General features: G+C 63.4%; 23 protein-coding genes. 10 read left to right on the top strand and 13 right to left on the bottom strand.

Going from position 1 to position 24,703, the window contains the following annotated elements; translation table 11 throughout:
* Positions 1-18: 18 nt before the first annotated feature.
* The 8 genes from PI87_RS04875 to PI87_RS04840 form a co-directional block, all read right to left on the bottom strand.
* Positions 19-1,026, bottom strand: a complete 1,008-nt coding sequence (locus PI87_RS04875; protein WP_039596570.1) for a chemotaxis response regulator protein-glutamate methylesterase — start codon at positions 1,024-1,026, stop codon at positions 19-21.
* A complete protein-coding gene (locus PI87_RS04870) occupies positions 1,023-3,374 on the bottom strand; it encodes a hybrid sensor histidine kinase/response regulator (protein ID WP_039596569.1) in 2,352 nt (783 codons plus the stop codon). The genes PI87_RS04875 and PI87_RS04870 overlap by 4 nt, the downstream gene beginning before the upstream one ends.
* Complete coding sequence (locus PI87_RS04865) at positions 3,371-4,075, bottom strand: chemotaxis protein CheW (RefSeq protein WP_039596568.1); 705 nt, start codon at positions 4,073-4,075, stop codon at positions 3,371-3,373. Before PI87_RS04865 ends, PI87_RS04870 begins: the two co-directional genes overlap by 4 nt.
* Positions 4,056-5,483, bottom strand: a complete 1,428-nt coding sequence (locus PI87_RS04860) for a CheR family methyltransferase (RefSeq protein ID WP_039596567.1) — start codon at positions 5,481-5,483, stop codon at positions 4,056-4,058. Before PI87_RS04860 ends, PI87_RS04865 begins: the two co-directional genes overlap by 20 nt.
* 5 nt (positions 5,484-5,488) lie before the next feature.
* The gene (locus PI87_RS04855) at positions 5,489-5,965 is read right to left on the bottom strand and encodes a chemotaxis protein CheW (RefSeq protein ID WP_039596566.1); all 477 of its coding nucleotides are present in this window, start codon (positions 5,963-5,965) and stop codon (positions 5,489-5,491) included.
* A gap of 36 nt (positions 5,966-6,001) precedes the next feature.
* Entirely contained in the window at positions 6,002-7,678 is a 1,677-nt protein-coding gene (locus PI87_RS04850) for a methyl-accepting chemotaxis protein (RefSeq protein WP_039596565.1), read from the bottom strand.
* Between the two features lie 252 nt (positions 7,679-7,930).
* The gene (locus tag PI87_RS04845; RefSeq protein ID WP_039596564.1) at positions 7,931-8,764 is read right to left on the bottom strand and encodes an anti-sigma factor family protein; all 834 of its coding nucleotides are present in this window, start codon (positions 8,762-8,764) and stop codon (positions 7,931-7,933) included.
* The gene (locus PI87_RS04840; RefSeq protein WP_039596563.1) at positions 8,754-9,404 is read right to left on the bottom strand and encodes an RNA polymerase sigma factor; all 651 of its coding nucleotides are present in this window, start codon (positions 9,402-9,404) and stop codon (positions 8,754-8,756) included. Before PI87_RS04840 ends, PI87_RS04845 begins: the two co-directional genes overlap by 11 nt.
* A gap of 186 nt (positions 9,405-9,590) precedes the next feature.
* Between PI87_RS04840 and PI87_RS04835 the strand changes: the two genes are divergently transcribed.
* Together PI87_RS04835 and PI87_RS04830 are read left to right on the top strand one after the other, a co-directional pair.
* Entirely contained in the window at positions 9,591-10,544 is a 954-nt protein-coding gene (locus tag PI87_RS04835; protein ID WP_039596562.1) for a metallophosphoesterase family protein, read from the top strand.
* A gap of 1 nt (position 10,545) precedes the next feature.
* Positions 10,546-10,923, top strand: a complete 378-nt coding sequence (locus tag PI87_RS04830) for a cupredoxin domain-containing protein (RefSeq protein ID WP_039596561.1) — start codon at positions 10,546-10,548, stop codon at positions 10,921-10,923.
* A gap of 214 nt (positions 10,924-11,137) precedes the next feature.
* On the opposite strand, the gene PI87_RS28990 is transcribed toward PI87_RS04830, so the two are convergent.
* Positions 11,138-11,542, bottom strand: a complete 405-nt coding sequence (locus PI87_RS28990) for a hypothetical protein (protein ID WP_157003080.1) — start codon at positions 11,540-11,542, stop codon at positions 11,138-11,140.
* Between the two features lie 272 nt (positions 11,543-11,814).
* On the opposite strand from PI87_RS28990, the gene PI87_RS04825 reads away from it, so the two are divergent.
* From PI87_RS04825 to PI87_RS04815, 3 genes are all read left to right on the top strand, one after another.
* Positions 11,815-12,003: a hypothetical protein gene (locus PI87_RS04825; protein WP_039596560.1), complete on the top strand. Its 189-nt coding sequence runs from the start codon at positions 11,815-11,817 to the stop codon at positions 12,001-12,003.
* Positions 12,004-12,154: 151 nt separating this feature from the next.
* Positions 12,155-13,018, top strand: coding sequence for a hypothetical protein (locus PI87_RS04820; protein WP_039596559.1), 864 nt, complete (start codon positions 12,155-12,157; stop codon positions 13,016-13,018).
* A 174-nt stretch (positions 13,019-13,192) separates the two neighbouring features.
* Entirely contained in the window at positions 13,193-13,585 is a 393-nt protein-coding gene (locus PI87_RS04815; RefSeq protein WP_157003079.1) for a hypothetical protein, read from the top strand.
* Between the two features lie 158 nt (positions 13,586-13,743).
* On the opposite strand, the gene PI87_RS04810 is transcribed toward PI87_RS04815, so the two are convergent.
* The 3 genes from PI87_RS04810 to PI87_RS04800 all read right to left on the bottom strand — a co-directional run bounded on the left by PI87_RS04810 (position 13,744) and on the right by PI87_RS04800 (position 17,375).
* Positions 13,744-14,877, bottom strand: coding sequence for an AAA family ATPase (locus PI87_RS04810; protein ID WP_039596557.1), 1,134 nt, complete (start codon positions 14,875-14,877; stop codon positions 13,744-13,746).
* Entirely contained in the window at positions 14,877-15,782 is a 906-nt protein-coding gene (locus tag PI87_RS04805; protein ID WP_052321398.1) for an RNA ligase family protein, read from the bottom strand. The genes PI87_RS04810 and PI87_RS04805 overlap by 1 nt, the downstream gene beginning before the upstream one ends.
* Positions 15,783-16,112: 330 nt before the next feature.
* Positions 16,113-17,375 carry an MFS transporter gene (locus tag PI87_RS04800; RefSeq protein WP_052321433.1) on the bottom strand — a complete coding sequence of 421 codons (1,263 nt, stop codon included), beginning with the start codon at positions 17,373-17,375 and terminating at the stop codon, positions 16,113-16,115.
* Between the two features lie 284 nt (positions 17,376-17,659).
* On the opposite strand from PI87_RS04800, the gene PI87_RS04795 reads away from it, so the two are divergent.
* The 5 genes from PI87_RS04795 (at position 17,660) to PI87_RS04775 (ending at position 23,789) form a co-directional block, all read left to right on the top strand.
* Entirely contained in the window at positions 17,660-18,265 is a 606-nt protein-coding gene (locus PI87_RS04795) for a J domain-containing protein (RefSeq protein WP_039596556.1), read from the top strand.
* Positions 18,266-18,438: 173 nt separating this feature from the next.
* Complete coding sequence (locus tag PI87_RS28985) at positions 18,439-18,768, top strand: hypothetical protein (RefSeq protein ID WP_157003077.1); 330 nt, start codon at positions 18,439-18,441, stop codon at positions 18,766-18,768.
* The gene (locus PI87_RS04785) at positions 18,729-20,018 is read left to right on the top strand and encodes an ABC transporter substrate-binding protein (RefSeq protein WP_052321397.1); all 1,290 of its coding nucleotides are present in this window, start codon (positions 18,729-18,731) and stop codon (positions 20,016-20,018) included. Before PI87_RS28985 ends, PI87_RS04785 begins: the two co-directional genes overlap by 40 nt.
* Positions 20,015-22,957, top strand: coding sequence for a bifunctional diguanylate cyclase/phosphodiesterase (locus PI87_RS04780; RefSeq protein WP_039596554.1), 2,943 nt, complete (start codon positions 20,015-20,017; stop codon positions 22,955-22,957). Before PI87_RS04785 ends, PI87_RS04780 begins: the two co-directional genes overlap by 4 nt.
* A 316-nt stretch (positions 22,958-23,273) precedes the next feature.
* A complete protein-coding gene (locus PI87_RS04775; RefSeq protein ID WP_039596553.1) occupies positions 23,274-23,789 on the top strand; it encodes an AAA family ATPase in 516 nt (171 codons plus the stop codon).
* On the opposite strand, the gene PI87_RS04770 is transcribed toward PI87_RS04775, so the two are convergent.
* The gene (locus PI87_RS04770; protein WP_039596552.1) at positions 23,790-24,695 is read right to left on the bottom strand and encodes a LysR substrate-binding domain-containing protein; all 906 of its coding nucleotides are present in this window, start codon (positions 24,693-24,695) and stop codon (positions 23,790-23,792) included.
* Between the last annotated feature and the right edge of the window lie 8 nt (positions 24,696-24,703).

The following is a 24,703-nucleotide window of genomic DNA, read 5'->3' as shown; positions in this document are numbered from 1 at the left end:
TACTGGCCCGTGCCGCTCTCATTGGCGCACGAGCCTCGTGAGTTCGTCGGCAATACGACCCAGCGGCAGGATCGCGCGCGCCGCATCCAGGGCTGCCGCCGCCTTGGGCATGCCGTACACCGCGCTGGTCGCCTGGTCCTGCGCGATGGTGTGATAGCCCTTGGCACGCATCGCCTTCAGGCCAATGGCGCCGTCACGCCCCATGCCCGTGAGCAACACACCGATGGCGGTGCCCTGCCAGTGCTCGACCAGGCTGTGAAAGAACACGTCCACCGACGGGCGGTACGGCGTGCTGGCCGGCTCGCGCGTGTAGCTGAACGTGCCGCCGGGCAGCACGTGCATGTGGTCGTTGGTGGCGGCCAGCAGCACCTCGCCAGCACGCGGGCGGTCGCCTTCCACGGCCACCCGCACCTTCAATTCGGTCTGGCCGTCCAGCCATTCCGCCATGCCGGCAGCAAAGGCCTGGTCCACGTGCTGGACCACGGCAATGCCCGCTGGAAACTCGGCCGTCAGCTTGCCCAGCACGGCCGCCAGCGCCGTCGGGCCCCCGGCAGAGGCGCCAATGGCCACCAGCGACGCGGCGCCGTCACGCACCGGCGTGCTGACACGCGGCCTGGGCACGATAGGCTTTTCCAGCAGGCGGCCGATCTGGTCGATTTTGGTCAGCAGCGGGTGGTTGCCCTCGGCATCGGTGCCGCTGGTCAGCGTGGGCGTATCCACGGCATCGAGTGCCCCCGCGCCCATCGCCTCGTACACACGCCAGGCGTTGGCGCCCACGCTGCTGGTGACCACCAGGATCGCGCACGGGTGGCTCGACGCCATGATGCGGCGGGTGGCCTCCACGCCGTCAAAGCGCGGCATGATCAGGTCCATGAGCACCACGTCGGGCGGCTGCGCGGCGCAAAAATCCACCGCCTGCGCACCATCGGTCGCCACCCACAGCACGCGGTGCTCGGGCCGGCGCGCAATCGTGCGACGCATGGCTTCCACCGCCAGCGGCATATCGTTGACGATGCCGATGTTCATGTCCGCGCCTCCCCAATCAGGTCATGCACCGCGTCGAGCAGTGCTTCATCGTGGAAACTGCCCTTGGCGAGGTAGTAGTCGGCGCCGGCGTCCAGCCCGCGGCGGCGATCCTCCTCACGATCCTTGTAGGAAACGACCATCACTGGCAGTGACTTGAGCACCGCATCACGCTTGATGAGCGTGACCAGCTCGATACCGTCCATGCGCGGCATGTCGATGTCGGTGACGACGAGGTCGAACTGGGCGCCACGCAGGGCGTTCCAGCCATCCATGCCGTCCACCGCCACGGTGACGGCGTAGCCGCGCTTCTCCAGCAGCTTGCGCTCCAGCTCGCGCACGGTGAGCGAGTCGTCCACCACCAGCACATGCTTGCGGTGCTGCACGGCCACGCCCTGCCCGCGCTGCACCTTATCGAGCTGGCCGCCGCGCACCAACTTGTCGACCGAGCGCAGCAGGTCATCCACATCGACGATCAACACCGCATCGCCGTTCTCCATCAGCGCCGCAGCGGCGATGTCGCGCACCTTGCCAAGTCGCGCATCCAGCGGCTGCACGACCAGCATGCGCTCGCCCAGAAAGCGGTCGACGGCAATGCCGTAAGTCTCTGCACCCTCGCCAATGACAACCACCGGCACGCTGTCGCGCGCCTCGCCCAGCGGCTGTGTGCCGAGCAATTGGTGCGCCGTCACCAGCCCAACCGGGCGGCCGTCGAAACGGAAGTGCTGCTGCCCTTCGAGCATGTCAATCTCGGTGCGGGCCAACTCCAGCGTGCGCCGCACGTAGGCCAGCGGAAACGCATACGCCTCGCCGCCCACATCCACCAGCAGGCTGCGGATGACCGACAGCGTGAGCGGCAACTGCAGCATAAAGCGCGTGCCGCGCCCGGGCTCGGTCTGGATGCGCACGGTGCCGCGCACTGCCTTGACCATCTCGTGCACGGCATCGAGCCCGACACCGCGCCCGGACAGATCCGTCACCTGCTCACGCATCGAGAAGCCCGGCAGCAGCAGGAAGTCGAGCAGTTCGTGGTCCGACAGGCGGCTGGCCGTATCGGCGTCTGACAAGCCGCGCCGCACCACCGCTGCACGCACGGCTTCCAGGTCGATGCCCGCGCCGTCATCGGCCACGGTAATCAGCAGCTTGCCGGCGCTGTGGCGGGCCTCCAGCGTGATGCTGGCCTCGGCCGGCTTGCCCTGTGCCTCACGGGCTTCGGGCGTTTCCACACCATGGTCGATGGCGTTGCGCAGCAGGTGACCCAGCGGCGCATCCAGCATGTCGAGGATGTCGCGATCGACCTGCGTGGCTTCCCCCACGATGGCAAAGCGCACGCGCTTGGCCAGCGAACGCGCCAGATCACGCACCACGCGCGGATAAGCGTGCGTGGCATCGCCAAAGGGGCGCATGCGGCATTGCAGGGCTTCGTCGTAAAGCTGCTGGGCGAGGTGCGTGCTGCGGCGGTCGAAGCGGTCGAGATCGTCGATGTGCTCGCCCAGCGTCTGCTGCATGTGACCGAGCATCTGGCGCACATCGTTGAGCGCGGCGTGCATGTCGGCATCGGCATGCGGGTCCAACCGTTCGACTAGCGTTTCGTACAGCGTATCGAGCGCCAGCGTGGTCGAGCGATGGCTGCGTTTGACGCGCAGCATCGACTCACCAAACGGCTTAAGCCAGCGCGATTCCACCAACGATTCCCCCGACAGGCTCAGCAGCCGGTCGAGGTTGTCAGCCCGCACGCGCAGCATGCGTTGTCCGTCGTGGGAACCCGGGCGCGTGGTGCCGATAGAGGCACGATGCGGCGCCGGTGCGATGGGTTCGGGCGGAGGTTCCGGTGGTGTCGCCGGTGCAGACAGGGCCGCCACCTCAGCGTTCAGCAGGGCCATCGCGGCCTTCAGCGTTGCGTCTTCGGCGGCCTGCTCGGGGTCAGCAAACGTTGTAGCGGTGGGTGCGGCGGAAACACCGTCGGCGGCAGAGAATGCGGCGAGCACGGCATCGATCTCCGCGCGCGGCACCTGCCCAGCGGTAGCGGGCTGACCCACGCGCAGCAACAGGTCGGTCCCACGCAGCAGCACATCAACATGCGCGGCAGTCAGCACCAGTTGCCCCCGCTGCGCGGCCACGAACCACTCCTCCATGCGGTGCGCGATATCCACACCGTCCTGCAAGCCAATAATGCGCGCGGCACCCTTGAGCGAATGTGCGGCGCGCATGCAGGCTTCCAGCGCGGCGGCATCGGTGGGCGCACGCTCCAGCGTCAGCAGGCCGGTGGACAGCACGCGTGTCTGCGTCTGCGCCTCTTCGTGGAACAGCGCGAGCAGCGACTGTCGGCCCAGATCGTCATCCATGCTCATCGCAGGCTCCGGGCGATCGAATCGAACAGGCGATCGGCGTCGAGCAGGCCGATCGTTGTCTCACGCCAGGCCAGCACACCGCGTGCGTGCGCCGTGGCGGCATAAGTCAAAGTGGACGGCACCGGCAGCAAGGCAGACGCGGGAAAGCGCAGCACGCCCTCCACCTCATCAACGGGGAAGACTGCCGGTTCATCCTGGTGGGCTGCCACCAGCAGGCGTGCATAGCCGTTGCGGCTCGCGTGCTTGCCGCCACCCGAGCGGTCCAGGCCGAGCAGCTCCCCCAGCGACACGGCCACCGTGAGCGCACCGCGAATGTTGACCAGCCCCAGCACCACCCGATTGCGCCGATGCGGCAACGAGTGGATGGCGCGTGGCTTGTCGATCTGCCGCAGTGCGGTGGCCGGCAGCGCCAGCCATTCGTCGGCAATGCGGAAGACGAGCACGGCCAGCTCTGCGTCGGCTTGGTCTTGTGCACGCAATGGCGCGGCGTTGCGATGGGCGCGTGCGGCGGCTTCCAGATCGTCCTGGCTCAGCGCGCGATCGAGCAGCGCTGCAGCGCCCTGCTCGAAAACGGGGCAGTTCAGGCAGCGCGTGTACGTCGGCAACTGCGGGCAGGAGTGGTCGCCGCGGGTGCCGATGCGGTTCCAGCAGTCGTCAACGAGCGTGGTCACGCCCGCGTGGTCATGGACGGCGTGCGCCATGCGTTCCTCGTGAGTACTGCGGTGGTTCGGATGGTGCGGATGATCCGGAAGGCGCCCTACCCTGGCGCGCCAGCGCCCGCTCCGCGCGCAGCATCAGCTGGCGCGCGCCCACCGTGTCGCCGGCCACGTCCAGCAGCGCGGCCAGGTGGGTCAGGGCCTCATAGTGAGCCGGTTCCAGGTACAGCGCCTTGCGGTAGAAATCACCGGCATCGGTATGGCGGCTACGCGCATCGGCAATCAGGCCGAGCAGGTAGAACGTATCGGCTTCGGGCGCGCGCAGGTTGGCGATCTCCAGCGCCACGTGCTCGGCTTCGTCAAAACGGCCCGCATCGGCCAGCCGGCGTGCTTCCGCCAAGGTCGGCGGCTCGGGCAGCACGGCGTCAAGAACGGGGATGGCAGGTACGGTCAGCGCCGCGGGCCGTGCTGCAAACGCGGGGGCCGGTTTGGCGGCGGGCACGCGCGCCGCCACCGGGCGCACAGGCACGGTCGGCAGCGTAATGCCGGGCAAACCCACCGGCAGCGCGGCTGGCAGTTCCGGAGGCAGCGGCAGGCGAAACGGCAGCGGTGTCCGCACACCCATCTCACCCGCCGGCGTGCGCTGGAAGGCAAAGGCCAACGGAATGCGCGCGGAACTCATGGCATGGCGCATCATCAGGCCGGTCTCCGCCGGGCCGACAAAGATCATCCCGTCCTCCGCCAGTTGCGCATCAAGCCGGCGGATCGCCTGGTCCTGCGCATCGCGGTGGAAGTAAATGAGCACGTTGCGGCAAAAGATGAAGTCGTAGCGCGTGTCCTCAGCGGGTGCATCCGACAGGTTGGCCTGCGTAAAGCGCACCAGCCCGCGCACGGTGTCGTTCAACTGCCAGCCGCCCTCGGCCTCGGTGAAATGCCGGTCGCGGAAGGTGAGCGGATGGCCGCGAAACGCGTTGCGCCCATAGACCGAGCGCTTGGCCGCTTCGAGCGCACGCGCACTGATGTCGATCGCGTCGATGGTGAAGCGCGCGGGGTCGATGCCCGCGTCGAGCAGCGCCATCGCCGCGGAATAGGGTTCCTCGCCGGTCGAGCACGGTGCGCTCAGGATGCGCAGCACACGCATCGGCTCGCGCACAAGCTTCTCGCTGGCCAGTCGAGTGAGCGTGACAAAGGCTTCGCGGTCTCGGAAGAACCAGGTCTCGGGCACCACCAGCGCTTCGATCAGCGCCTGGCGCTCTTCGGGCGAGGTGTTCAGGCGCAGCCAGTACGCATCCAGCGCTGCCGCATCCACGGCCTGCGACATGCCGCGCGCGGCCAGCATGGTGCGGGTGCGGTCCAGCACCACGCGCTCCAGCGTATTCGCGCCGAGCGACGGCGCATCAATACCGGTCTCGTGTGAGAGCCAGGCTTCAAAACGGGGGTCAACGGCCACCATAACGATCAGGCAACGGCGGCCGGAAACAGCAGCGCACGGGCCTGCGCATCGAGCATCGCCTGTGCGTCGACGCGCTGCACGAGGCCGCCCTCCAGGCTGGCAACAGGCCCGAGCCAACGCGCGTTGGGGGTGGCGACGCCGCTGTCGGCAAAACGCGCTTCGTCAATGCGGCGCGTGTGGGTGGCATGCTCGACGATCAGGCCGAGCAGCGGTGCAGCATCGCCGCGCATGGGGTCTTGCATGCGTGCCTCGTACTGCACCAGCACCAGGCGCGTGGAACGCAGCGGCCGCGCTGGGCGCCCGAGCGCGAGCTGCGGCACGTCAATCACCGGCACCGGCACGCCATGCCGCTCGATCACCCCGGCAACCCACGCGGGCGCGCCGGGGATCGCCTTGGGTGCGGCCAGCGGCAGCACCTCGGCAATCTGCGCCACATCGAGCGCATAGCGGTCGCCATCGAGTTCGAACAGGAGGTAAAGCATGGCGATTCTCGCTACAGCAAAAAACTCCGGCAGACGTCAGGCTTCGATCTTGAAACGCGACACGCCGGTACGAAGCTGGTTGGCCACCAGCGTCAGGTCATCAATCGCCTGCGACGACTGGCGCAGCGATTCCGCCGTCTGCTGTGCGGCCTCCGACAACTGCGACAGCGCCTGCGTGATCTGCTCGGCGCCGGTCGCCTGCGTCTGCATGCCTTCGTTCACCATCTGGAAGCGCGGCGCCAGCGTCTGCACCTCGGTAATGATCTGCGAGAGCTGCGTGCCGACCTGCTGCACATCGCGCATGCCGCGCCGCACCTCTTCCGAGAACTTGTCCATGCCCATCACACCGGCCGACACGGCAGACTGGATTTCCTTGACCGTCTGTTCGATGTCGTAGGTGGCCACGGCCGTCTGATCGGCCAGGCGGCGGATCTCGGTGGCAACCACCGCGAAGCCGCGGCCGTATTCACCCGCCTTTTCCGCCTCGATGGCGGCGTTGAGCGACAGCAGGTTGGTCTGGTCCGCCACCTTGGTGATGGTGGACACCACCTGGTTGATGTTGGTGGCCTTCTCGTTGAGGATGGCCAGCTTGGCGTTGACCGAACCCGCGGCTTCCATCACGCCGCGCATGGTGTCTTCCATGCGGGTGAGGCCGCTCTGGCTGGCACCGGCCAGCGTGGCGGACTGCTCGGCCACGGTCGACACCTCGTTCATGGTGCGCAGCAGATCGCGCGAGGTGGCGAAGATCTCGCGCGAGGTCGCGCCGATTTCGGTGGTAGTGGCGGCAGTCTCGGCAGCGGTGGCCTGCTGCTCCTTGGAGGTGGCGGCAATCTCGGCCACCGAGGTCGTCACCTGCAGCGAAGACTTCTGCGCCTGCGACACCAGGCTCGCCAGCTCTTCGGCCATGCGGTTGAAGCCTTCTTCCAGCGTGCCGAATTCATCGCTGCGGTGCAGGTCCAGCCGCCCCGACAGATTGCCGGTGCGCATGTTGTCGTGCACCTGCACCAGCCGCGCCATCGGCACGGTAATCGCCTTGTGCAGGATGTAGCCGAGCACCAGCGCCGCCAGCAGCACCATACCCAGCGCCACGGCCAGCGTCACCTCGGTGCCCTGCACAGAGGTGCGGATCTGCCGCGCCGATTCATCGGCCACGGTGCGGTTGTCGGCGACGAGCTTGTCGACGAGGCCGGTCGCTTCTTCCCAGACCGCCGTGGAACGCAGCACAACCGCCTGCGCCGCCGGCTTGGACGTGCGCGCCAACTGCATCGCCTCGTTGAAGAGCACCAGGTACTTGTCGACCGCCGCGCGATAGGCCCGGAAACGTTGGCGATCGTCTTCGCGGTAGATGGTGGACTCGTAAGCGGTCGAGTTCTGGTCGAGATCTCGCGCGATCTGGGCGGCGCGTTCGAGATCACGGTTAGCAGTCGCGGCGTCGGCGTCGACAAACAGCGCGCGCTCGAGCGTCGCGTGGCTGTTGCGCGTGGCCGCACGCAGCGAGGTCGACAGGTACAGCCCAGGCACAGAATCACGCTCCAGGCTCACGGCCTCTTCGTCAATCACGCGCAGGCGGTCGTACGCCACCGCTGCCATGATGACCATCAACACGAACAGCACGCCAAAACTGAAGACGATGCGGTTGCCGAGTGAGAACCGGCCGCCGCGAAGCATGCTTGCCAGGGTTGCGTTACTGATGCGGGGCGTCGCAGAAACCATGTTTAAACCTATGAAACAGATACCGGGAAGACATGGAAGCGGCTCGCAGAGCACACCCCACAAAACTGTGTTGAATGGTAAAGGAAGGTATCGGCCACAGGAACCGAAACCTTTGTGCTTGCAGACAAATTCGGGTAAGTCCTTGCCGTGCCAGTCATGGGCAACATTCAAGACATCCGGCAAGGTGCGGCGAAAGCGCACACGGCACACATGCGTTGCGCTTTCCGCAAACGCGCGAAAGAAACGCCGGTTTCAGCTACCGCGCACGGCACGCGCAAACGCTTGCACCACGTCTGCAGAGGCATCGGTGATGGCCCAGTAACCCATACCAGCGTTGCGCCAGTGCAGGAGCTGGTAACCGCGCTCGGTGCGCAGGGCGGGCTCGGTGTCGGCGCCGGCCTCGGGGCGTACGTACAGGTCCACCGGATGCTGCGCGGAGCGATAGACCAGCACTGCCACGGGGCGGCCGTCGATGTAGTCCAGCCGCCCGCCGATGAGCGGGAAGCCGCGCGTGGCCAGGTCCGTCACCGGCGGCGCGTAGTCGATACGGCCGTTGAACCATGGTTTGACCGTGTGGCGATCCGACGACAGCACGTCGGTCTCGCGTGCGCCCAGCAGCGCTCGCACGTGGCTGGCGGTGATGTCGTGTGCGGTGAGTGCAACGGTATCGGGCCGGCCGACCAGCACGCCCACACCCAGCGCCACTGCAGCCAGCGTGCCCGCCCCCAGGCCCAGACCGAGCCCGCGGGTGGGCGTCGTGAACCATCCGGCAAGGCGTTGCCAAGGGGATTCCGCCCGCGGCCGCGCACGCACGGGCGACGCTTGCGGCCGCGCACCTGCCTTGGCCTGCGCTTCCGCCCGCACGGTATGCAGCACGCGCTCGCTCAAACTGGCCGGTGCTTTCATATAGAGCGCGGGCGCACGCAGCCCCTGGCGCAGCGTGCGCACCACGGCGTCGTGACGTGTGGCAACGTCGGTGCAGGCAGAGCAGGTGCCCAGATGCGTTTCCATGCGCAGGCTGTCGGCCGCACCGAGTTCGCCATCGGCGCGCGCGGCCAGTAGAGCGCGGATGTCGTCACAGTTCATGGCGGGCCTCCTTGGTGCTGTTTCCCATCCCTCCCGCCGACGATCCGACCGGCGATCGAATGGGCGTGACATTGGTGCGCGGTGGCGCGTTGTCTTCGGTCAACAGGCGCGCGAGTTGCTGCCGCGCACGTGCCAGCCGCGACATGACCGTACCGATGGGCGCATCGACCACGGCGGCAATGTCGCGATACGGCAGGTCTTCCAGCTCGCGCAGCACGAGCACCTCGCGATACGGCACCGGCAGTTGCGCCAGCGCGGCATGCACCCGGCGCACATCGTCGATACGGGCGAGCAGCGCGGCGGGATCTACGCCGTAGCTGGCGCTGTCGTCCGTCGTCTGGCCCGCAGCGGCTTCGTCATTCCACGGTTGGGCCGGTGCCTGCTTGCGGCGCGCGCATTCCGAAAACCACGTGTTGCGCACGATCGCCAGCAGCCACGGGCGCCCATCGCCGCCCCGGAATCCGCCAAACAACCGGAACGCGCGCAGGCAGGCTTCCTGGACGATGTCGTCGGCGTCTTGCGCATCGCCCGACAGCCAGCGCGCCAGGTTATAGGCGGCATCGACATGCGGCAGCACCGCCTGAGCGAAGCGCTGGGCGTCAGCGGGCATTTCGAGCGTGGGGTCTGACAGGTCGGACATGGCGGCCTGGAGGCGGTTGACCTCCGTATACCCGGGTGCGATCCAGTTTATTCCCGCCACGTAAAAATTTTGTGGAAACGCGCATTTCCTGGAATACACCGCGGCCCTGGCCGGTATGACAGGCAGGACCGGCGTTCCATTCCTCTCCACCTCGCCGGATCAGCTACCCAACGCAGGGGACACCCCATGAGCAAGCAACCCGGACGACGCCAGTTTCTGCAACTGGCCGCGGTCGGCGGTCTGGTGTACGCCTCCGGCCTGCCTGGCTGGCAGGCGATGGCCGCCACCACGCGCGCAGCAGGCGCCAAGCAGGAGGACTTCTACTTCGTGCAGCTATCGGACTGCCACTGGGGCTTCAAGGGTGCACCCAACCCCGACGCACGCGGCACGCTGCCCAAGGCGATTGCCGCCGTGAACGCCCTGTCGCCCGCCCCGGATTTTGTTGTGTTCACGGGCGACCTCACCCACATCAGCGAAGACCCTGCCGAGCGCCGCAAGCGCCTGCTGGAATTCCGCGACATTGCCGCCAAGCTCACGGTACCGGTGGTGCATTACATGCCCGGCGAGCACGACGCTTCGCTCGACAACGGCGCCGCCTACATCGAACTGTTCGGCCGCACGCACTATTCGTTCGACCATAAGGGCGTGCACTTCATCGCCATCGACAACGTATCGGACCCGCGCGCGCAAGTGGGTGAGGCACAACTCGCGTGGCTGGCGGCGGACGTGCGCTCGGTGCCGGAGCACACGCCCATCGTGGTGTTCACGCACCGGCCGCTGTTTGACCTGTACCCGCAATGGGACTGGGCCACGCGCGACGGCCAGCAAGTGGTCGACGTGCTCATGCCGCACCCGAACGTGACGGTGTTCTACGGACACATCCACCAGGAACACCACCACATGACCGGGCACATCGCGCATCACTCGGCGCGCTCGTTGATGTTCCCGCTGCCCGCGCCGGGCTCGCAACCGAGGCGCGACCCGATCCCGTGGGATGCCACTCAGCCGTATCGCGGCCTGGGCTGGCGCAGCATCACCGAGCACGGCAAGCAGGATGCCGCCACCTGGGCACTGGCCGAACAGCCAATCCAGGCCAGCAGCGAAGCCAGCAGTATCACCAAGAACCCGGAGACCACCTGACATGCGCCCCCTCATTGCACACAACCCCAAGCGGCGCCTGGCGCTGCGTCAGTTCACCGTGCTGGCCGCCGGTGCCGCACTCGCCTGCGTCGCGCACGGCGAAGGCCCGCAGGTGATTCGCGTGCATGCGCGCAAGTTCACCTTCACGCCCGACAAGATCACGCTCAAGCGCGGCGTGCCCGTGGTGTTCGAGCTGACCGGGCAGGACATCCTGATGGGCTTTTCGATTCCCGACTTCAATGTGCGTGCGGATGTGGTGCCGGGGCAGACCGTGCGCCTAGCGCTCACACCTGACAAGACCGGCACGTTTGATTTTCTGTGCGACATCTTCTGCGGCACAGGGCATGAGACGATGAATGGCATGTTGACGGTCACCTGATGCGCTTGGTGAAAGCGGGGGAGCCGGCGCGCGCCGCTCGACCACACTCAACCTACAAAGCGTTCTTGATGCCCTGCAGAGTCATGGAGTCTGCATGATGGGGGAGGCTGACACCGGCCTCCCAGCTCGCGAACGCTCCGGGAAGAACAGGTTGGCTGCCAATTCTCCCAATCGCCCGGTTTCGTATCTCTCGATAGGGTCGCAACCATTGCAATCACCCAGCTTTCAACCGCCAGGTCTCCTCGTCGCAAAGAGAAACGGTATTCCGATTCTCGTACCATCCACTGACCAATGGCAGTGAGGCAATTGCATCGGGGATACCGCCCTCGAACTTCACAAGGCAAATGGTTTTCCAGCCATGAGGAATTCCGCCAAATGGCTCGGCGTACTGTTGCGTTACCGCGAGGATTTGGCAGCTTGTCCGTATGACAATTTCTGGAGCGTCTGTAGGAAACACCATCGAGAACGTATGCCCCAGTGGAATATCCGCGTACGAGAAGGAAACAAACAAGACTTCGGAGTTGGCTGGCTTATCTTGCGGGAGTCCGCGTCGAATATGAGCCAGTGCTGCCTCCGAAGCGCGGCCCTCGACAAGGAGCACGCGTTCATGCAAGGGCACGTCATTCTCAGAGCACACGTATCGAATTCCTGGCAGTTTGCGAGAAGGCGAGGCATCAATCGGCCCCGTATTGTTGGCGATTTCCGAGCGCCACGTCGAATGTCTTGCTTTGGTCAGGAGGGGGCCGGCACAGCGTTGGCAGTTCGCTCTCGGCCAGATGCAAACATTCAACTGCATAGCCGCAAAGCAATCACTCACACCACCCATCACCCCACCCGACCTATTTCGGCAACCCGCGCCGGGTCGGCAAAGCGAACTTCGGACGAGCCGATATGACGGTTGACTGGATTGAAGTGAGCAGGGTCGCGCACCAGGTTGAAGCTGACCACGGACGCAACGGCTATCTATTTGCGAAGCAGCTTGCGACGGAAGCCAAAGAAGATGCTCGCCTTGACGAAGGCGATTTCTGGGAGGCGGTCGCGGCGGCGCTGCGTCCACGCGGGGTCATGCCCAACAGTTAAATCAACCCAAACACGCTCACGCGTGCCGGCCAGTTCAACTAGATTAGCCTTCGGCAGTTGACGCGCCCCAATAGCGCTGCGAAAGTCCGCTGCAGGCCAGAAAAGCAGATCACCCACAATGGCCATCTAAGAACTGGAAGGATGAAACGCGATGTTTCGGCTGATCTCGACGATTTTGATCGTAGGCGCGCTCGCTGGAAAGGCGACGGCCGGGGAAGTCCCCGATGTCGTCCTCCAATACGCAGATGCTTTCGCACAATCGCAGACGAAGGCTGAACGATTGTCCTCAGGCCTGTCACTGCGCGAAGCGTATTCGGTCTGGTTCTTTCAAGGCTTTACCCATCCATCTGGTGGGATTTATACAGATTCGGACCTAATGAAGGACGCGTATACGCACGGTCAAACCTACTGGCGTGATTACCCGTCCGAACGCGACGCGCTTTTGGCGGCATACGGGTACGACGCTGTCGAGCTAGAAGGCGTTTGGTCACAAGGCTTTGAAAAGAGTGCTTTCTGGCCAACCGACGCTGAAGCTGGAGAGGGCGAATGGTGGATTACCCCATTCGGTAGGCGTACATGGCGCGATGTAGGGCTGGATAACGTCCAACGAAGCAACAAGCCGGTTCGAGTACGCATCGCTGGGTATCTCAGCCAAAACGGGCACTACGGACATCTTGGCGCTTACGTTCGCGAGGTACTCGTTACGTCGGGTGTGCCGGTTGATACGGGCAGTCAACGATTGCCGACAGCGATGTCCCTTGTTTTCTTTGACCACCTGACCTTTTACAGCCACGTGATTGGCCCGTATGTCTGCGAGGACGACCTCAATATCAATTGGCTTAACCCTCGTGCCGAATTCTCTACGCAGGGCATTGGCTCGGCCGAAGTGAGAACGCAGTTGTTGCACCTTGCGGTTGGTAGCTGGGCTGCAGTGAAGCCTTGCCGAGTGCGTCCAGTTTTCACAGTCTCCGGGCCTGTGGAGAACGACTGGTTTGCAAACCGCCCCAAGCGCTGAGTCAGCGGGCTTTTGCAATGGCCGCGCCGTGACCATCGTCGTGGCGTACGGTTCTCTCTGGAGTAGCCACTCGACTGCTAACCGTGAACTTGCTGCCATCTGGCCAGTGAGGCCTGGAGGAAAAACGTGACAGCGGTGCGGCAACGCTTCAATCTACGCAGGTACGTCTGCGCCATGCTTCTGATGGCATCGCTGCTCTTTGTTGTGGGGTTCGTGGCGGGGATGTCGGGCGCCCCGCCATCGGTAAGCAGCACATTCCCTCAAATGGGCCGGGTACCCAGAAGCCTGGCACTGGGAGTCCTGATCTCCGGCGCCATATCGTTTCTGGTTTGCTGGGTCAGCGTGCTGTTCAACTTCCTGGAGGTGATTGCATCCAAGAGGAGCGATGCCAATCAGGAAGAAGCGAAGTCCTATTTTGGCTACTACGTGCTTAGTGCTCGCTATTTGAGTGAAGAAGGCGTTGCTGCGCGGGCCAGGCTCTTCTTCTTTTTCGTCGCGAGCCTTGTTTTCTGCGGCTTCACTGTAGCGGTGTTTAGCTGTATAGGCCGCGTATTTGGTCTCTCTTGAGAAAGATATCCCCCTCGACAACCTTTTCGATACAGCGCCGGGTACATCGTAGGTTCACCCGATCAATCGGGAACGTAGCTCTCAGCGCCAAGGGCGACTCCATCACGGTTACGTTCCTGAGCCCCAAAAGAGAAGACGCCTCTCCTCAGGAGCATCCTCTACACCAGGTATTGGATACGGTGCACTTCAGTAGGAAGAGGCAAATCCCACCGATGAAGCATGCCTTCCAGCGTCTTGTTAGTCAGCGAGGTATCCCGCTTCGAATTCCGACGCAACAGCTCGGTACGTGGTTTTTCCAGGTACACCAACTCAACTTCTGCGCCGTATGCGAACAGCAGATCAAGCGTCTTCTTGCGCATCAGCTCGCTAAGGTTCGTTGCATTCCACACGAACGGCTTCTTGGCACGCAGCAGCTCCTTCGCTCGATCCACAGCCCGATGCGCCACCATGCCTTCATTCTTGCCATGGCGCAGTCTCAACTCTTCCCGCGCATCGTCAAAAGAGACAACTGGGAGGTCCGGGTGATTGGCGGCTACCCATGTGTTCTTGCCAGACGCCGGCAAGCCCGACATCACGATGACCTTGGAGCCTTCCTCCTGAAAGAGCGCGAAGTCCGGATGAATTTCCGCACCTCGGAAGTAGCTGACCGCGGTATGAGCATCAGCAAAGGCCCTCGGTTGACCGTAGCATCCATCGTCCCGAGCGATCTCCCGAAAAAGCTCGATGTTGTCGAGCACGCTCGCGCTGTCGCCGCAGATGCGGCCACGCATGTCAGCCTCTGCCAGCATGGCGAGCAACGGGATGCTGAGCTGCCAGGAAAGCTCGCGCACAAGAAACTCCGGCGAGCCTCGACGCGCCCCCTCCAGTGCAAAGAACGGCAGCTGGTGCACACTGATCAGCCGGCTGATGGCTTCCCGCACATCAAATGGCACACCGGCATCCCACAGGGCGATACGCGCATCAATCGCGCCCTTGCGCGAATGCCCGGGCTGACCGATAGCCCCCGTCACCGGATCGATGACGGTGGTGCTGTACTTGGCCATGTCATGCAACAACGCCGCCAGGAATACCGTCTCCTGCTCGGCACGCGTGGCACTCTGATAGCCCGGTAGCGCCAGCAGCGCTTCAACCACCATCTGCGTATGGGTCCAGACATCACCTTCGGCGTGATACCTCGGGTCCTGCGGCGTCGTCTTGGCAAGTTCAAGCACGGGAAACGCCGCAAGACACGCCTGGAAATCGGGCGACATGCCCGGTGCGGGCACCAGGGCCCGCAAGTGTTCGTAGCGCATCATGATCTCCTCTCTTGCACGGCATCCGCCCACGCGCCCGTGGGCGCTGCGATTGCGCGCAATGTGTCCCACGTTACCGTGGGACGTGGCGTATACAGATCGACACCAGGCAACAACAAGTTCGGGATGAACGGCTGCTCGGAATGGTGCTTCTCCGACTCCAAAATGGCTTGCACAAAATCCTGCCGAACCCACTTGTATCGACCGACCGTCTCACCGTCGATCTCCACCTTGATGTACAGGCCCTCCGACAGATCCGACTTGTCGCACTGCCGCCATGCGAGCGTCAGATCGAGCCCGGCTCGTTGCACGGTCTGCTCGAAGGCGCCTCGCCAATGCGCCGTCTTGGCCAATGACGGCCGCAACAGCGCTTTGAGCGCAGTGAGCGTGGCCGGAGCCGTTCCTTCGTACAACACTGGAACGGAAAGCACCGGTCCATCTGCCAGCAGCACGCGACGCGCAGCGGTGGACAGGAACGCCCCCGTATGGCGGTCAAGCACGTCGAACTCGAAGAAGTGGTGAGGCAACGCGTCGTAGAAAACCGCGTGCTTCTTGGAGACGGTCTCGCCGTACATCACGTAGCGGTCTTCCAGGCGCTCCAGCAACCAGGCTTCATGCGCCGCAGCCCACGCCTTGACGAAGCTGAACTGGCGCTCCCGCCCACCACCTACCAGGTAGTGGCCTCTGGACTGCAGCAGCAATTCGCCAGCGGCACTGAAACTGATGCCCGTGTTGGCCCCGTCGATCTTCTCTTCGACCACGAGGTACTGCCCGTGCAGCGGGCGATAGGGTATGTGTTCGTAACCAGCATCACCGTCCTGCAAACGCGAACCTTCCAGATGCGGCGTGCGCGGATAGCGAAACAGGTCGAGTGATTGCGCAAGCGCGCGATGATCCAGCGTCATGGTTTTCTCCAAGCCAATGTGGGAAAAGCCGACGACGCGGAAAAACGGAAAGGGAGAGGCGAAAGATTGGGTGTAGCGCGCGCTCCCGGAACCGCGCCTGCCGAAGTGTTCCGATCCAGAACGGCACTGCGTTCAGTACGGACGGGCAGGCAACCGCGATACCAGGAAACTGGTAGTCGTCGGCGTCAGGCGATGTGACGGAGAGCTACGGGCACTTTATTCACCAATCGAAATAGAGGTGGAACGGAAATTGAGGGCGGAGCTTAGAGAGGCGCGCAAGCCTTGTCAATTGCATGCAGGCAACAGCTGTTGGCACATTCGGTTCGGCGTCTAAGTCGGCTCCGTTTCCCGAACCTCGCTCACCACCTCAGCCTCGACTTCCGGATTGGGCTCACCATCCCTCGTGGCAATCAACCCCTTCGGCACCAGCGCGATCAGGGGCAGAATCAGCGCGTACACCACGGTTGTCGCGATCACGCAGTACGCGAATCCGTGCGTTGGGCTGCTGCTGTAGATTCGTGAGCCCAGCAGATCGCCGGCACGTGCAGAGAGCGCAAGCACACCATCCACCAACATCATCAACGTGCCTTGCAGCCCTGGCGGACAGGACCGCATGGCAAGGTCGAAGTACGCTGCCGTGGCGACGCCGCCCATCAGCCCGATCGGTGCCGCCAGCACGAGCGCGAGGTCGGCCGAGTGAATGAATGCCAGCGGCACCATTTGCGGCACGGCGACGATCGTTCCCCACCACAGCAGCCTGTTCAGCGGAACGGTCTTGCACAGCACGGCATACAACAGAAAGGTCGGGATGAACGCGGCAGCAAAGATTCCGTTGTAGTACGAATAGACGGAATCCGATGCATGCAGTTCGTTGGTCAGATAGAACTGCAGCGGCGTGGCCGCGCCTGGCGCGAAGTTCCACAGAAAGCAGATGAGCACCGCCGGATACACAGCCCGATGCCTCACCAGTCGCCTGACATTCCCCACGAAATCCACACCCCTGGCTTGCGGCTTCTCATAAGCATGACCGAAGACGGAAACGGGCTTCCATAGCCCCAGCATGGCCACAAGCAACGTGAGTGCCGCCGCCAAGAGAAAGGCCTGCTTCGGAGCAAGATGATCAGAGACGTATCCGGAGGCAAACGCACTCGCAACGACAGGCAGCGTGCCGACAATATTCAACAGCACGCTCAGGCGCCCGGACATGCGCTTCTCCTGGCCCACCAGTGCAATCAACCCCTGGTACGCCGCGGCGACAAACCGAGACGACAACATCGCGAGCAACATCCCCACGAGCAGCGCCGGGTATGAGAGCCCCGACAACGCCATCCCGACAAGTGCCAGTGCGGTGATCGGCGCGAATATCAGGAAGAAGCCGCGATCGCGCAAACCCAGCGGGTTCCACTGGTCGCGCGCGAGGCCGAACGCGAACGCCAGATACACCGGGATACCCGTTACCAGCCGGAACATCGCGATCTGCGTCGCTGTGGCATGCAACTGGTTCTTGAGCAGGTACGACGTCTGGATGTCCACCAGATAACCCGCCGGCGATGCCAGCGCGATGAACAGGGTCAGGCAGCCGAAGTACAGCAGGGTCTGGTCGCTGCCCTCTGAATGTTGACGGCCCCACCCCGCTGGAAAGCGCGCAAGCCGTAAAGCGTGCCGGCAATGGGCGACCGCTTTTGACAGGCCGGATGATTTCGTTGCCACGGCACTCACCCTATGGGTGACGACTCGATAGCAGCATGCACCGCGCGAGCGCCAGGGGTCAACGCGACTCATTCGAAGAGAGGAGTGCGCGCGACCGGGAATCGGCCATAAGAGGTTAACAACCGCATGCTAGGATCATCGCTCCCCCGGCAGCCGCCCCTTCCGCCATGACGACCATCTACGCGACCCTCGGCGTGCAGCCGGACGCGACCCTGGACGAGATCAAGCGCGCTTACCGCCGCGCCACGATGAAGTGGCACCCCGACCGCAACCTTGGCCGCGAGGCAGAGGCCTATGCAGCGTTCCAGGAAATCCGCGAGGCCTACGCCATCCTCTCCGACGCGGAACAACGCCGGGTCTACGACGAAGTGTTCGCACAGGAAACGCAGCGCTGGCAGACCGAGCGCGAAGCGCAAGAAGCGAAGGAGCGCGCCGCTCAACGCGAGCGTGAACGCATTGCCCAGGAGCACTACGAAAAGATGGTCGCCATTGCGATGCGCTTTGCAGATGACGGCCACAACCGCGACACCCTGTTCGGCGTGCTGCTTGGCCGGGATTGCGAGGCAGAACTCGCAGCGCGCATTGCAGACAGCGTATGGGCCCTGCAGGAAGCGCGGCGGGCGAGTGTGGCTGCCGCAGACGCGCCGGACACGCAGGCTACCCCGACACCTGACGAAGCACCAGAGTCAAAGGCCGATGAGCCGACGACACACGCGCGGCACCCCAGTACGTTTGAGTCGTTCTGGCAGGGGTTGTTTGGCTTGCGTCCATAGGTGCCGATAGGTCTGCCCGCTAGCTGCGGGTGATTGGAGGCAAGCCCATCTCGCCCCGCGAGCGAGATCGCCGAGGTCATGCTGATGGCGACCGGCAACGCCTTCGTCATGGGCCAAACGATTGCGGATTGCCGTTTGCCGAGGTGCCGGGTTCATTTGGGCGCTTGGGCCGCATGAGCAACAAACACCCGCGCCTCGCGACCATTAAAGGATTCATGTTGGCTGCCGATGAGCTGATTGCGTCTGTTGCGGTCAATCAGCTTATTCGTCGTCATGCCCAACTATCCGCATTCTGGCTGCCGTATGGGCTTTCCGATCTGGTCGGCGCTGCTGGCGCACGCCGTCATCTGCAGGCAATCGATGGTCAGCAATATCGAGCACTCCGATCGACAGGCGCCCACGAGAAGTCTCTCCTGCTGCGCGAGCCAGACCAGCCCGTACCGAACTCCAAAGCGAGCCTGATGTGCGACAAAGCCACTTTGCCCGGCTGCTATCCGGCCTGATCGGTTTGCTGGTTCTGTGCGGTTGCCACCAGCAAGACGCCCCCATCACCAGTTCGCCCCCGCCACACCGGACCAGCATTACGGCATTGATCTGGGCGCCGGACTGGCCCGAGCAGATGCTTCAGATGGCGGCCGAGTTCAGCAAGTTCAATCCCGATGTGCAGGTGGACGTTCAGTTCATGATCGGCAATTCGGTCGAAGAGAACATCAAACCACGCGTCGCCGCCGGCACGCTGCCCGATCTGTTGAGCGTCAACCCCAATGCCTATTCAGCCGAACTGGCCGATCAGAGCGTCCTTGCCGATGTCAGCCAGACATCGGCGTGGACGCACATGCTCGCCCCGCTCAAGCGGGACTGGACCAGCCGCCGCGGCAAAGGATTCGGCATCTCGGGCGGTGTCGCGACGACGATGATCTACTACAACCGTGAGATGTTCACAAAAGCGGGCGTCGACAAGCTGCCGGCGAATTTCGACGAGTTCCTGCGTGTTTGTGCGCAGCTCAAACGGGCAGGATTCACGCCCATGATGTTGAACGGCGCATTCCCGAACATGCTCGGAAACGGACCGTTTGCCTCGGGCTTCGCCAACAACGTGGTCGCGCACGAGCCGAACTGGAAAAGCAAGATGGCCGAGGGCACGCTGGATCTCGGCACGCCCGAGGTCGCCGATATCTTCGCCAGGATGGCGCTGCTGCCCGAACGCGGTTACGTCCAGGCATCGTTCATGGCAACCGGCTACGACGACGGCATGCGTCTTTTCAAGGAAGGCAAGGTGGCGATGGCTTTCCAGGGCAGTTGGGCAGCGGGCCTGCTGCTGCACGGCAATCGCTTCGCGGTCGGCGTGTTCATTCCGCCATGGAATAAGCGCGGCGAGCAGGTGGTGCCCGTGCTCGGCAGCGAGACAGGCTTTGCCGTGTGCGAGACGCCCAACAAAGCGGCTGCGATGCGCTTTCTGGAATTCATCGCCGGCAAAGGCTTCCCGATTCTGCAGAGAAAGCGCCACAACATCTCTCCGTTCCAGCAAGGCGCAGAAACGGCCGTCAGCGACCCGGAAATCGTCGACTACACGAACACGGTCAGCCGCTATCTGGTCACTGCCAGCCCGTACTATTCGACGCTACCTTCAAACACGCTCGAGTCACTGCATGGATTGATGCAGGACGTGTTGCTCAAAAAGATGTCGCCCAGGCAAGCAGCAAAGCGCCTCGACGAATCGGTCAAGAATGAAGCGAAGATGCACTACAAATGAACTCGATCCCAAGGTTGCTGCGACGCGCTTTCGACTATCTCTCACAGGACCTGCTTCGCCGCGTTGAGATTCGCCACCGGTTGGTTGCCGCGTTCATCCTGCTGTCTCTGCTGCCGATCTTCATTTCGGCGTGCATTTCGTATGTGAACTCGATCGCGGCAATCAAGGACAACGCAGAGATATTCTCGAAGGAGGTGGTCAAGCAGGTATCGAGAAACATCGAGTTGCGCATGCAGCAGATCGAGACGGAAAGCAACTTGCTGGTGCTCTCCAATCGGGTTCAGGGCGCGCTTTCCAGGGCGGCAAGCGGCAACGGCAAGGAGCAGAGCGAGGCACGCCAGGACATGGCGCGGCTGCTCCTCGAGCATTACGGATCGGTTGATTTCATCAACCAGAAGTATCTGCTCGACAAGAACAACCGAATTCTGGACACACAGGCCGCCACGCAATTGACCCAGGGTGTGACGCGCCTCGTTGGGCGCGCTCAGGACGAGCGTGGGCACACGTACTGGGGCAGCTACGACAACGGTGTCGGACAGCAAAACCTCGGGGTAGTGCGCGCCATCATCGACAAGAACAGCAACCAGCAGCTCGGCAATCTGGTTCTGATCCTCCGCCCGGCCTACTTCTCGACCATCTTCAACGACGTTGCTACCGGCAGTGGTACGCAAATCTACATCCTCGATGCGAGCAACGAGGTGATCATCCGGGCCGCCGACGCATCGAATGACACCGGCGCGGCACCCGAACCCGGCCTGCTCGAAAACATCGCGCGCAACGCAACTTCGGGCGAAGCGCAAAGCTTCGTCGCGGTCGAGGGAAAGCGCGGCGGACGTTACCTGGCTGCGTACGCGAAAATCCCCGGCACGACCTGGTTCGTGGTGAGCACCATCGCGGAGAAAAAACTGACGGCCGAGGCACAAGCCGTGCGAAACCAGATCGCGCTGGTCGGCATCTCGGGGGTGTTGCTGTCGATCTTCCTTGCTTACTTCATATCGCACAGCATTTCTGCGCCGCTCAGGGAGCTGGTGCGCAAGGTGCACGATACCGGCGACGATGCCGGTGCCCAGGTGGACGACGGGAAGCAAGCCGACGCAGGGGCCCGCGCCAAGGACGAACTGAGCAGGCTCGCGCAGCGCTTCGAGAGAATGCGCGAAGCGATCAAGCAGAAGATCCAAAAGATCAACGAGATCAATGCCTCGCTCGAGCAAACCGTCATCGAACGGACGGCAGAGCTTGTCACGCGGGAGCGGGAGTCGCGCACGCTGATCGAGAACTCGCCCGATACGATTGCCCGCTATGACCGCGAGTCTCGCCGCATCTACGCCAATCCCGCGTTCTGTGCGTCGGCGGGGTGCAGTCTCACGGAAGCGCTCGGCAAGCGGCCCTCGGAGCTGCCTGGTGGCGCCAACGCGCGCGTCTACGAAAAGATCATCAGCGACGTCATTGCAAGCGGAACCAGCGCGCAGTTCGAACTGAGATGGGCCGGCAAGGATGGGCAGGAACAATGCACGCACGTCCGCCTCACGCCGGAGGCCGACCACGCTGGCCATGTGCATTCCGTGTTGGCTGTCGGTCGTGATCTCTCCGACCGGATGGCGTTTGAGGCAACCATCTGGAAACAGGCCAATTTCGATGCACTGACGGGCCTGCCGAATCGCCAGATGTTCCATGAGCGCCTCGCTCAGGAAGCCGGACAGCCAAGCCGCTTCGGGCAGCGCATGGCGTTGATGCTGATCGATCTCGACCGCTTCAAGGAGGTCAACGACTCGCTCGGGCACGACATGGGCGATGTTTTGCTGATCGAAGCCGGCAAACGCATCGCTTCATGCGTGCGCCAATCGGATACGGTCGCCCGTCTTGGCGGCGATGAGTTCACCGTCATTCTGCCCAATCTGGATGACGCAGAGAGCGCTGAGCGGATCGCAAAGACCATCATCGGCAAGCTGGCCGAGCCATTCAAGCTGGGCACGGACGAAGCGTTCATTTCTGCCAGCCTCGGCGTCACGTTTTACCCCGACGACGCCCGCGATCTCGATGCGCTGTTCAAGAACGCCGATCAAGCCATGTATGCGGCCAAGAACGCCGGGCGCAATCGCTTCAGCTATTTCAAGCCCGATATGCAGGTGGAGGCCGAAAGGCGCCTGCGGCTCACCAACGATTTGCGCGCCGCGCTGCCAAGCCAGCAGTTTCAAGTCTGCTATCAGCCCATTGTCGACCTCGCAACGGGCGAGGTTTGCAAAGCCGAGGCGCTGATCCGTTGGCTGCACCCCGAGCGCGGCACGATCAGCCCGCACGATTTCATTTCCGTGGCGGAAGACACGGGCCTCATCATCCCCATCGGCGATTGGGTGTTCAAGCAAGCTGTGCAACAGGCGCGTCAATGGCGCGATCAATTCCATCCTTCTTTCCAGATCAGCGTCAACATGTCTCCGGTCCAGATGCGCCAGGATGGCCAACTGTGCGCGCGATGGTCCGACTTCCTCGCGCGCGAAGGCTTGCCGGTGCAGAGCGTGATGGTGGAAATCACGGAAGGGCTGCTATTGCAGGCCGAATCGCGGACGGACGAGGCGCTGCTGACCTTGCGCAGCGCTGGCATTGGGATCTCGATCGACGACTTCGGGACCGGTTACTCATCGCTCGCCTATCTCAAGCGCTTCGACATTGACTACCTGAAGATCGATCGTTCATTCGTCCACAACCTGAGCTTTGATGAAGACAACCAGGCGCTGTGCGAGGCAATGGTCGTCCTCGCGCACAAACTGGGGCTCAAAGTCATTGCCGAGGGTGTGGAGACCGCAGAGCAACGGGATTTTCTCAAGGCGGTCGATTGCGATTTTGCGCAGGGCTTTTTCTATTCGACGCCGGTCCTGCCGCATGCGTTTGAACAGCGGGTGTGGCCGCAGTCTGCAAAACGCGCTGCTGATGCTGAGGCATGAGGGACTGAGACGCCCTGACCCGCTCAGGGCGTTTTTATTTGCGGTTGCGGCTATCGACGCTCCACCGCTTCCAGTGCAAGCAGGATGTACGCGCCAATGGCATCAAGGAACACCAACCGCAATCCACCGTTGACAACACCAACCCAATCCACCAAGCTCCCCACCATGCCTCGCCATACCGCCTGCCTCGCGTCGATTATTCGCACCATTCCTGGAATGGTGGGTTAGCGCGCGTCAGCTAGTAGCGAACAAACCCGCCCCCGAGGCGGGTTTTTTTGTGCCCGCCTCCTGAACCCTCCCCTGTCAGGAGCTTGTCATGACGCAGCAATCGCACACGCCCGCCGCCGCATGCACCCAGGTCACGCTGCATCTGGTGTGCGGCAAGATTGGCGCAGGAAAATCGACGTTGACGCAGCGGCTAGCCGACGCGCCCGCCACCGTGCTGCTGAGTGAAGACACCTGGCTCGCGCATCTGTACCCGGACGAGATCAAGAGCGTGGCCGACTACGCCCGCAGTGCGCGCCGCTTGCGTGGTGCATTGACTGACCACCTCTGCGCGCTGTTAGGCACGGGGCTCTCCGTTGTGCTGGATTTCCCGGCCAACACGCCCATCAGCCGCGCGTGGATGCGCGAAGTCTTCGAGCGCGCCGGTGTCGCGCACCAACTGCATTACCTGGACGTTCCCGATGTGGTCTGCAAGCAGCGTCTGCACGATCGCAATGCAGCCGGCGCCCATCCGTTCGCGCCGACCGATGCGGAGTTCGAAGAGATCACACGCTACTTTGTCCCGCCCACGGCGGAAGAAGGCTTCCACGTGGTGCGGCACACATGATCATCTGGCGCCCAACAACCGACACTCCGCCGACAACGCCAACAAATTCGGATCCCGCTCCCGATTGCGCTGCATCACCAGCACGATGTGCTGACTGATCGCGTAGCGCGCCGCCAGCGGAATCAGCTGCACCTTGGGGCTGAAATCCGCCACGCGGCGCGGCAGCAGTGCATAGCCGATGCCGCCGCTCACCAGGTTCATGAGCGAGAAGATGTCGCCCACGCGCAGCGCGATCTGCGGCGCGTAGCCCGCCTTGTCGAACGCAGCCATGAAGTCGTGATACGTGGCGAAGTCGTCCCCGAGTGCGACGAACTTCTCGCCGCGCACGGCCTGCAGATCGATCTCCGCCGATGGCGCATACGGCGAACCGAGCGGCGCGGCAAACAAAATCTCATCATCGAACATCGGCACGGTCAGCAAATCGGGATTGCGCAGCGGCTCGCCCAGCGCGATGACGATGGCGTCGAGCTGGCCGTCTTCCAGCTTGGCCAGCAGGCTGCGGTTCGAGCCCAGCGTAAGTTCGATGTCGAGCGCAGAGCGCCGCGTCTTCAGCCCTGCGAAGATGCGCGGCAGCGTGCCGACCGTCATCGAATAGAGCCCGCCGATCTTCAGCGTCGTCGACGAGAACCCCGCTGCCTCGCGCGTGCGGCGCACACCGGCTTCGCATTCGGCCAGGATGCGCTCCACATGCTCGGCAAACACATAGGCGGTGGACAGCGGAATGAGCTTGCGCCCGTCGCGCTTGAACAGCGGACAGCGTAGCCCTTCCTCCAACGAATGCAGCGCGCGGTGCACGCTCACCGTGCTCTGCCCAAGCGCCTCCGACACGCGCGCCATATTGCCCAGCGTCATGAAGGACTGGAACACCTCCAGCTTCTTCAACGTGATGTCTTCATCAATTGCCATGGTCCTGT

The sequence above is a fragment of the Ralstonia sp. A12 genome (assembly GCF_000801955.1).
Taxonomy (GTDB): domain Bacteria; phylum Pseudomonadota; class Gammaproteobacteria; order Burkholderiales; family Burkholderiaceae; genus Ralstonia.
This window is presented reverse-complemented; position numbering and strand designations above follow the sequence as displayed.